Source organism: Kaarinaea lacus (assembly GCF_975902315.1).
Map to the genome: position 1 here is coordinate 1 of NZ_CDLKIE010000468.1, position 9,971 is coordinate 9,971.

At 44.5% G+C, this 9,971-nt stretch carries 8 protein-coding genes; 5 read left to right on the top strand and 3 right to left on the bottom strand.

Going from position 1 to position 9,971, the window contains the following annotated elements:
• The 4 genes from ACWVCM_RS14445 to ACWVCM_RS14460 form a co-directional block, all read left to right on the top strand.
• Positions 1 to 1,147 (top strand): hypothetical protein (locus ACWVCM_RS14445; protein ID WP_455202465.1); only part of this gene is annotated, 1,147 nt, incomplete at its 5' end.
• Positions 1,148 to 1,229: 82 nt separating this feature from the next.
• Positions 1,230 to 1,841, top strand: coding sequence for a hypothetical protein (locus ACWVCM_RS14450; RefSeq protein WP_455202466.1), 612 nt, complete (start codon positions 1,230 to 1,232; stop codon positions 1,839 to 1,841).
• A gap of 52 nt (positions 1,842 to 1,893) precedes the next feature.
• Positions 1,894 to 4,887, top strand: coding sequence for a hypothetical protein (locus tag ACWVCM_RS14455; RefSeq protein WP_455202467.1), 2,994 nt, complete (start codon positions 1,894 to 1,896; stop codon positions 4,885 to 4,887).
• Positions 4,888 to 5,075: 188 nt separating this feature from the next.
• Positions 5,076 to 7,769, top strand: coding sequence for a hypothetical protein (locus ACWVCM_RS14460; protein ID WP_455202468.1), 2,694 nt, complete (start codon positions 5,076 to 5,078; stop codon positions 7,767 to 7,769).
• Between the two features lie 74 nt (positions 7,770 to 7,843).
• On the opposite strand, the gene ACWVCM_RS14465 is transcribed toward ACWVCM_RS14460, so the two are convergent.
• Positions 7,844 to 8,482, bottom strand: a complete 639-nt coding sequence (locus tag ACWVCM_RS14465; RefSeq protein WP_455202469.1) for a CAP domain-containing protein — start codon at positions 8,480 to 8,482, stop codon at positions 7,844 to 7,846.
• A 317-nt stretch (positions 8,483 to 8,799) separates the two neighbouring features.
• On the opposite strand from ACWVCM_RS14465, the gene ACWVCM_RS14470 reads away from it, so the two are divergent.
• Positions 8,800 to 9,129 (top strand): hypothetical protein, encoded by a 330-nt coding sequence (locus tag ACWVCM_RS14470; RefSeq protein WP_455202470.1) that lies wholly within the window; start codon positions 8,800 to 8,802, stop codon positions 9,127 to 9,129.
• Positions 9,130 to 9,218: 89 nt separating this feature from the next.
• Here ACWVCM_RS14470 and ACWVCM_RS14475 read toward each other — a convergent pair whose 3' ends face one another.
• Complete coding sequence (locus tag ACWVCM_RS14475) at positions 9,219 to 9,500, bottom strand: hypothetical protein (RefSeq protein WP_455202471.1); 282 nt, start codon at positions 9,498 to 9,500, stop codon at positions 9,219 to 9,221.
• A gap of 56 nt (positions 9,501 to 9,556) precedes the next feature.
• Positions 9,557 to 9,817 (bottom strand): RNA recognition motif domain-containing protein, encoded by a 261-nt coding sequence (locus ACWVCM_RS14480; protein WP_455202472.1) that lies wholly within the window; start codon positions 9,815 to 9,817, stop codon positions 9,557 to 9,559.
• Positions 9,818 to 9,971: the final 154 nt, after the last annotated feature.

Sequence of the window (9,971 nt, forward strand, 5' to 3'; positions counted from 1 at the left end):
GCATTGGCAACCCGTCGCCCTGGTATTCGCGGTATTAACAGGCATCAGCCTTTCTATTTACTGGCAATTTAATGGCGGCGCAAAAATTGTCCCCAAAACAGCTGGCATTGAATCTGGAACTTCTATTATTGATAGCACGCCTGGCAAAACGACAGTTCCTGATACTATCGTTGCCAATAATTTATCAGATACCAGGAATGTATCTGGCACGGCAATTCCTGCATTGCAGGTACCTGCACCTGATTTCCCATCGGTGCGTGAAAGCCAACTGGAAGTTGAAGTACAGACTGAATCCGATCCAGTGAATACTGATGCTGACACCAAACTGGCAGCCGTTACATTAGAAAAGTCAGAGAAAAAACTACCCGCTCAAAATGCTGACACTGCTTCCGCAACTGAAGACACGCCAGGCACCGATAAACTCTACCAGCAGGTTACCGTAATTCTGGAAAAACCAGGCATTGAAACCAGTACCGAGCCTGGAAATGCCAGTACTCAGTCGATCGAACCGGATAAACCTGAACCCGGAGTGAGCCTGGCTTCAATAGAAAACACGAATACCCATTCTGAACCAGTTCGCGTTTCGGCTAATGGAAAAGAAACTTACCCTCCACTGGTTGGCTCGCCTGTTGCCGAGTTGTCTGGCGATATAAAACCAGACCGGCAAACTAATACCCGTTTTACAAATGCAAGCATCGCTTCAATGCCCCTGGCGACATCATTAACATCTGCCCCACCTGGTAACGTCCAGAACATTACAAAAGCAAAAGTCAAACCCTTTATTTCTAACGACGACCTGCGCACGTTGTTATTCAACTTGTCAACCGCCTACGAAATGGGTAACTTGCAACAGTTGGTAAGAACATTTGCATCGGACATCTCCAGCAGTGACGGTTCAACCCGAAAGCAACTGGAAAATGATTATCAGCGGTTGTTTGATATTACTGATACCCGTCGACTAGCCATTCGCGATGTCAAATGGCTGAAGAAAGATAAACAAATGTTAGGCGATGGTGATTTCCAGGTGCTGATACGGGAAAAAGGCGCTACAAACTATACAACTTATGAGGGAAAAATTAGTTTTACTGTTGCCAAAGAATCAAATAATGTTGTAATAAAACGACTCGATTACAACTATAATAATTAACCACGTGTGGTTCGTGAATAAATAATCACATGTGGTTCGTGCAAATCGCATTGAGGCAGAACTGGAATTTACATTATTCAGGATGAATAGAAAATTCAACCTCGCTTTAGCCAGCTACATAATGTGTTGTCTGTTAACTATACAATGCAGTATTGCTGCCCCGTTAGGGCTTCCTAAAAATACCGCTAAAATTGGCTACGGAATTGGCGCCGGTTACGTCTCCGTTGATGATCCCGACGGCGATACGAAGAATAACCTGACGGTACTACCCTTCAATTTTATATATACTGACTGGCTGAAGGGTGAAATCAGGCAATGGACAGAATTGTATTATTATAAAACCTCACTCGACGCCGATGCGAACAATATAGGTCAGGATGTTGAACGCTATGGTATACGCTTTTCATTGCAAAAAAGTTTTCGATTGGCAAGATCATGGTCGCCCTGGCTGGGTGTCGGTATCGATGTATCAAACGCAAGTTATACCGCCCGTCATACCAAGGATTCAGACGGCTTTTTAATTCAGTCTTTTCCGGATCGAGAGGAAACAGACTTATCTGTACTACTAAATATGATTAGTGAATGGTCATTACGTCAGGAATGGACGATTGGCGCCAAACTGGAACAGTCCATACCTACTAGCGGAGATATCATGGAATTCTCTGCGGTGATGACGATACTTTATCGGTACTAGCACTGGCGATGAAAGATGTTATTGATTACGTAGAGAGGATGGAGTTCACAGATTGAAAACAATAAATAGTTATATGTTTTATAGTTTATTGTTTCTGGCAGTTATACTGTCAGGCTGTAGCAGTGACACGGAACTTCCCCCGGAACGCCCCCTGGGCGTTGTAGCGGGCAAAGTGTTTGATAGCGCAATTTCCGGTGCACAAGTTACGGTTTATGCCTTTGGCGATGGTATTCGCGGCGCGCGCCTGGGTGGTACAACGACGGACAGCGCCGGCAATTTTTCTCTCGAAATCCAGTCACGGGACCAGCTTATACTTATCGAAGCAGCTGGCGGCAGTTATGTTGAGCAAGCAACTGGAACCACTGTAACCGTTCCTGATCAGCAAGTGTTGCAGGCAATCACCCCCTACAATTCCGATGATGGCGTCGCTGTGGTAATTACACCTTTAACGCACATCGTATCCGGATTAACGAGTTTTAAAATAGCCAACGGTATGGCTGCAACGCAAGCTTTTTCCGAGGCGCAAATTACTGTTGATCAATATTTTACAATAGATACAGCCACTACAATACCAATCGACATTACTGATGATAACAATACTGTCAACGCTGTAAGTAGCGAGGCATTATATGGTTTTTATCTGGCAGGGATTTCCAACTGGAGTTTGTGGGCCAGCGATAAAAACCAGGTAACACCACACACTATATACACATCAATCGGCATAACCCAGCTTATGTACAATGACATTCAGTCTGATGGCGCACTTGATGGGGTGGGTTTTGATCTGAATCGCGAAAACCTGATGCCGCTCGCCATTGGTGTTATCCCGCTAAGTACCGAATCTTATCGCGCGGCGTTTTCGCTGCACATGTTAGCCATATCCAGTATTGCTAGCAATGCCACAAACCTTAAGCCGGGTGACCTGCAACAGGTTGCAGAGGATCTGGCCGGTAAAACCAGTGATATATTTTCAGAGGGAATACTGGACATAAACGCCCAGGCACCCGAGCTCAGCCTGACTCAACCACTGCAGGCGGCATATAGTGGCACACTGGCATTGGAATTTAATATCGGTGGTTTTCTGGGTGCAGAGACCATTGGCGCATCTCTGGATGGCTTTAGTCTCGGTGAGTTACAAAATCCACAAAATCCCGTATTGATTATCGACACCACCGATTTTCTACCTGATGGAGATCACACCCTCAGTGTTTCAGCCGTCGACGTTTTAGGGAACACCGCCGGGCTGGATTTAACGATACGCTTCGATAATACAAACCCTGTTGTTAATGTAACTTCATCTGCTATAACCAGCACTACCCCGGCAACCATAACCGGTACCTACAACGACAATATCTCAGGTGTTGATTCGATTGTTGTGAATGGTCAATCAGCAATACTTGACCAAAACGGCAACTGGTCTGCCAGCGTGGATATTAACCCAGGCGAAAATAATTTACCTGTCGTGGTGCTGGACAACGCGGGTAATCAAACCAACTCACAGACAAGTCTGTATCTTGACGTCATACCGCCTGTAATAGACACCAGTACCGGCCATAGTAGTGCCCGTTTTTCTGATGGCTCGGGTGGATTTTTTCCCGCTCCACTGGAAAACACGAATGACACGTCAGCCTTGTATATTGAAACCAGCCACCTGGAACTGAACGGCGTACCCATCATACGACAGGATCTGGATAATAATCTTATTCCGTATTTTGCCTTTAATGTCGTCGATGAAAAATTAGCAGGTGTCGCCACTGATTTTCAGGACCTGGAAGTTCGTATTCAATATGAAAAAGAGGGAGAAATACTCAGTCCATGGCGTGTATTACCAGTGCCTGCTGGAAACGAATACCTGATCCCTCTGGCCTCTGAGACCCTGGCTCTCGATTGGCACCAGGCCACACCATTTGAAACTCATACGATACTCGTGGAAGTCAGCGATCCGGCGGGAAACATCACATCAACGAGTTTTTCTTTTCGCTCAGATTTTTATGTTCCACCACTATTCACCAGCAACCTCATTGTTTCTGACCTTGGAACAAGTCTTTTTTCAACAACTGCTTTCACCGATCGATCAAACCTTAATGGGATGGAATTTCAAAGTACGGAGTTCGCAACTATCGTAAATCCGGTAAACAAACCAATCTATATACGAGTGGAGGACAATGCTATCCATTCCGTTACACAGACTGTTGAAGAACTGGTTCGCGAACATCAGGTCAGGCTAAATACGTCAACCGAGTGGCAAGTTCGTTTAATGACGACGACTCTACAATGCCCTGATGGGAATGCGAGCCAATGGCAAAATGTGTCTTCAGTTTTTAACTGGGTGAATAGCGGTTGGGTTGAAGAATTTGTACCAGCTCCATTTTCAGGTTCAATTGAATTTGTCCTTGACGATAATCTTCCACCTCCACCCACACCAACATCGTGGATTGATATGCCTCATTTCGACCAGGAATTCAACTCGACTTCGATTGCGATAAGTAGCTCGCTGACACTTCACTATAATTTTGACTACGTACTTGATAATTTAAATTTTCTCCCACCTGCCGCATTTATATCAAATTGGCAGTTACAGGATACGAACAATCAAGTCGTCGCGACATGTCCAGATACCAGTTTTTTCCAACAACGACAGGTGTTCAATTATGTGTCAGAACCAGGCTTTCCGAAACCCGTTGTCAATGAAGTACCCTTAACAAATCTTCCCGGTTTTTCCACTACCGGGTTCACCGTGTTTGATAACGATGCCAACGCTCCCATTCAGGCTGTGAATGGCTGGTATCAGATTCCTGCAAGCCATTCATTTACCATTACCAAGCTTGTCACAACACCCCAGTTGTTGAACCATAACGAAGATATTTCAGATTTAACCAGTGCAACCTACACCCCAAAACTGAACGACAAATCGATCGACTGGACCGTGAACCGGGAATTTAGCATTTCTACCATACATGATGCGGGAGCCGCACGGATTTCTGACATGTCACAAGCTATTGATATGATAGGAAATGGCGCTTTTACTTACCAAATTGCCCGCTAATTTTACTGACAGCACCCCTGGTACCTGCTGTTTTGGTTAAAGAATATACATATATAGGTATGTTGTTTAAAAAACTACCATCCAGGCCACCGAAAACAGCCAAATAACACAATCAGAAGGATCTATTAAGTCCTTAAGTTATATGGAGTTTCGCTCGATACCATTTCTGTTAAGCTGGATATCGACATATGGATTTAGGCCTCTCACACACTCTTTTATATTTTGCTGGCATTGCCCTGGTAGTGATGCTAGCTGTAGTGGGCGCTTCGCTGAACCAGTTGATGGGCATCCGGTTACACCGACCACGCTTAAAGCTCGCTGATCAAGCAGACGTTCCCGGCTATTTGCAAAAGTTATATGAAGATGCCATTACCCAGCTCTCCCCTTTGGGATTTGAAATTCATCACTACCAGTTAAGCAGCGACATTATTTCCCATGAGCATGCTGAAAAGCTGAGCCTGGTAATGGTGAACCGGGAATCTGGTGTATTTGCCGAAATATCGCCCGCCTCCACCTTTCTCGACATGCCGGGTTATGAAACAGATTTCTGGAGCATCACCCAGGATGGTAAAGCACTAATGACATTGAATGGTCGGGGCCACTCAGTATTATGCAACATACCTGGCGCTGAGATTCATGATCCCATGTCTACTTCGGTAGCGGAGGAATATGAAGCTCACCTGCTCGAACAAAAAGATGTGTTTGCTGACAGGAAACCCGTTACCCCTAATGCTGCTGGTTATCTTAAACTGCAACAAAAACTGCTGGATGGTTATTTTGTTTGCCTGTTAAAGGAAGGTGGTGTCATATCCACAGGCAACAACGAATTCAGGCTGAGTTTTGGTAAAACTTTCAGCCTGGTGCGGCATCTGATACACGGGGAAAAACGTCTATATAAAGTAATGCGCAAAAAACTGACTGCGCAAGCCAGACAAAACAAAGAAACAGGTAAGGATCCAACTGGCACAGTTGATTCGCATCCAGAATATCCTGTAGAAGCCGAGGTACAAGCTTATTTGCGATTGAACTCGGCACGCCAGCGAAATCCCGCTGGCATGATGCGAAAGATAATAACGTTCGTAGTTACCCTGGCGCTTTCCTATATTGCCTTTGGCCTGGTGTTTTCCTTCAATTCCGTACTCATTCTACTGGGAGTAATTCTTTTCCATGAACTGGGCCACATCGCTGCCATGTATGCATTCAAATACCGAGATTTACAAATTTTGTTTATCCCTTTGCTGGGAGCAGCGGCCACCGGTAAAAAAGATGACGTTGCTGTATGGAAGCAAGTGATTGTTTACCTCATGGGTCCCTTACCTGGAATCCTCGTGGGAATAGGTTTGATCATTTTACATCATAGTTATCAGGCTCCCTGGTTGTATGAAACAGCCATCATTATGCTGGTGATAAATTATTTGAACCTGCTGCCTTTTGTGCCACTGGATGGCGGTCATATCGTGCGACTAACTATTATGGAGCGTTTTCCTACCGGTAAATTGTTATTTTCAGGACTAAGCGGGCTGGCTTTTGCCGCAGGTGGCTGGCTCCTGGGTGAACCCGTTTTTTGGGTACTCGCTGTTGTCATGTTTGCAACCTTACCAATGGCCGCATTGGAAGCAGGCGTATTACACGAACTTTACCAACCCCCTCACAGCATCGATGATCTGGATAAGGAAAGTAAACTCGGAAAAATTTTTGAAACCCTGAAACAATCCAAATTCAAAAAAATGCATTTTTCTGAAAAGTTCAAACTGGTTAATTCCTTGAGCGATATATTATTTCAATCAGGACATCTAAGCCGTATCGGCTCACTGGGAATGGCATCACTGTATTTAGCAGCGTTATTACTCACACCACCGGCGATCATTGTAAGTGCCGCAGGCTGGCAGAATGCCTACAATGCAATTGCTCTTTTAGCTGGTGAAATACCACAGAAAGACTGGGACAGAGATATCGCCAATGCGGAAAATTCGGAACAGCGTTTTGAAATCATTTTAAATGCGGCGCAATTTTATTCCGCCACGAAGGAATTACCAAAAGCACTGGCTTATCTCGAGCAGGCAGAAAAATCTCTGGCGGCCGTTGAAAGTGACGATACGCTGGCCAGACTGTATGAAGCTTACTGGATTTATTACCAACGGTTAAATGATACAGAACTTAGCATCACTTATCTTCAAAAGGCAATCGATGTTCGTAACAAGACGCCAGAAAAACATTATCCACAACTGGCTTCCAACTACCAGGCCCTGGCGAATCTAAAACAACAACAAAAAGACACTGCGGCAATGGAAGCCGATTTAAAAACCGCGCTCGACTATTCATTAAAAATTGAAAATCCCGAGGACCGGTTTATGATTTCCAATGTAGTTAACCAGTTATTAGGCTTATATTATCAACAACAAAAACCTGGTACCGCGCAGGCACTGCTGTTAAATATTTTACCCGGGCTAATTGAATATACAGATCCATTCAACAGTTATGTATCAAGCTTTGTCTATCAGGAGTTAGGCTGGTTGTACGCTGATAAAGGTGACTACAAATCCGCGTTAAAACAGTTTAAATATGCGTTAACGGTATTGAAAGACAGCGCCCAATATTCTCAGGGCGAAGAATCAAGCTATGAATCATCCGATCCATTTTCGAATACGAATGTTCTCCTTGCGATCGCCACCATTCATTTCAAACAGGGGAATTTGTCTGCTGCCAAAGGGAAGCTCAGTGAAGCAGAAAAACTGGCAAAAGAAAATTACTTTGAATCTCTCGAGCAATACATAAACGACTACTTGCCAGAAGTAGTCACTGGCAATCAGGAACCCGATGATTCACGTGAGTCTATACGCTGGAAACTGATAAGTGATACTGTAAAAAAATTGCGCCAGTAAATCATTGCCCTCCCCGCTCAACCAAATAGTAAGACCATAATCATTATTACTGTTATTGTTCTGTTCTGCTAAGACTAATACGGCCTTTCTCCGATATAGTTTCCACCCGGCATATACTCGCATACCCAGTATTCTGCATCCAGAAAACTGGTATTTACCAATGTGGGACAAATTGCCCGGGCACACCCTACTTCCGTGGTGTCACGCCAGACTATTTGGGTATAGTGTCCACACTGTGCCCCAGGCGTGCAGGTATTCGTAGCGTAATCATAATCAACGGATTCGCTGGCCCATAAATCAGTAATTGAATAGGGGGTGTAGCTTAACCCATAATTTGCAGCGATATTTTCACCTACCCATTGGCCAAGTGCATTTGTACGCTCGGTCGCATCACTATGCGCATAGACACAGGTGTCAGCATGTGACTGGGCAAAATCAGCAAGGTCCTGGTTCCAGACTAATGCTGTTAATGGTGGATCAGGTATTGGTTGGGGTGCAGGTATTGATTCACGTATTGCGTTATGTGCACAAACAAAATCATCTGCTAAGCTGACTCCTGGTATTACAACTGTACAGTCCAGATCAGTAGTCGGCGTTTGATTCCCGGTAATTTTTTCACTATCCGGCTCGTCACTACTACACGCGAGCATACTTGCAGCAAGTATCAAATATGCCAGTGATCTACAGCTTTTCAATTCGAGTAATAACAACACCTGATGCGCTCCATGACCAATCTTTCTTAACCAGTATATACAAAAGTTATGCCTGTGAATTGTTGTTTTTATCGAGTTTTTAGTGTGCACTTCTTAATAATCCCGATATGGACATCCGTCGTAACCCTTTAACCACACCGACAAACTAACCGTAGCAATGTGGACCTGCTCAGCAACAAAGTTATATCCCAAGAGGAATATGTTGAGCCGCTAAATTACGGACGTTGAATAGCCTGGATCCAGGACAATTATGATCTTGCATCAACGATATCTACTAATCTAATTATTTTGTGACAACCCCACGGAGGTAAGAAAGAATGCAGTGTGTTAATTTGGTAAAAAACAACAAGAAAGAAATGAATAATTTCATAAGTTTCCTTGGTAACAGTGCGCTCGCAGCAATATTAACGACGGCTCTACTGTATAGTTCAGGCACATTAGCGGGGAACAATGAGATAACTGATAATAGCCGGCTGGCTCTCAATGGGGACAAAACCGCATTACAAACAAAAACGAATATCAGTCAATCCAAAATGACACCAGAAAACAGGAAAAATATTCCTGCAAGCGACAATCAAATTGGTTCATTCAGCATAGAAGATGGCGCCATGATGGGCCACTACGGTGATGGGGAATACGCCGACTAAATCAGATTAAGCTGGACTTCTAATTTAATAGCGAATGCATACCAACTGGGCCAAAGGTTTTCTCCGAGCGGGTTGCATTCGCGATACCGTTAGACTTTTTTAGGAGGCGTCTTCTGTGAAGGCGTTGGCGCCCAGGTTGAGCGACCTTTTGGAGTACTCGCCCGAGTATTGAGATTTTCGACAAACTCTTTGGCATATTTAGTCACTTGTTGCAAGGACCCTTGCATACTGCCAACAATTTCGGAATTGTCACGCGCCACAATATACTTGTACCAGTCATCACCTTCGGCTCCTGCCGGTGGTGTGGTTTTTTCTACACTAACAACACTAAACAGACTGGCACTGGGTGCTACACCTTTAGCAACTGACATATGATTTAATCCTTACACTTTTGTAGCTTAATATTTGTGACCTTAGGAGAACGAGCTTAGCGATGGCGCTTACCACGGCCGCTTTTCCTGGTGTCTTCGAATCGTACCTTTAGAGGTTTACCGCCAATTGTCTTGCCATCAAGCTCAGCGATTGCAGCTCTAGCCTCGTGACCTTCCATTGCGACTGTCCCGTAACCCCGGCATTTTCCGGTAAATATATCGGTGTTGAGGTGAATGGAATGCACGGTACCGTATTCAGAAAATAAATTGCGTACTGATTCTTCAGATGCATCAGAAGGCAGGTTGCCGATAAACATTTTTTTCAATTTAATTCTCGTCGTTAGGGCGGATCCCTGAAGACCGCGTAAATAGATACCACAGACCCCACAGAGTTATTGCAGGGCCCGCGGACATTAATTATTTAAGTTTAAGCTTCGACCTGAACCGATGTAGCTTGTAAGCCTTTGGGGC

What these genes read in the sequence shown, in the direction of transcription:
- ACWVCM_RS14450 (WP_455202466.1), top strand. Translation starts at nt 1,230, where the DNA reads ATGAATAGAAAATTCAACCTCGCTTTAGCCAGCTACATAATGTGTTGT.
- ACWVCM_RS14460 (WP_455202468.1), top strand. Translation starts at nt 5,076, where the DNA reads ATGGATTTAGGCCTCTCACACACTCTTTTATATTTTGCTGGCATTGCC.
- ACWVCM_RS14470 (WP_455202470.1), top strand. Translation starts at nt 8,800, where the DNA reads ATGCAGTGTGTTAATTTGGTAAAAAACAACAAGAAAGAAATGAATAAT.
- ACWVCM_RS14475 (WP_455202471.1), bottom strand. Translation starts at nt 9,500, where the DNA reads ATGTCAGTTGCTAAAGGTGTAGCACCCAGTGCCAGTCTGTTTAGTGTT.
- ACWVCM_RS14480 (WP_455202472.1), bottom strand. Translation starts at nt 9,817, where the DNA reads ATGTTTATCGGCAACCTGCCTTCTGATGCATCTGAAGAATCAGTACGC.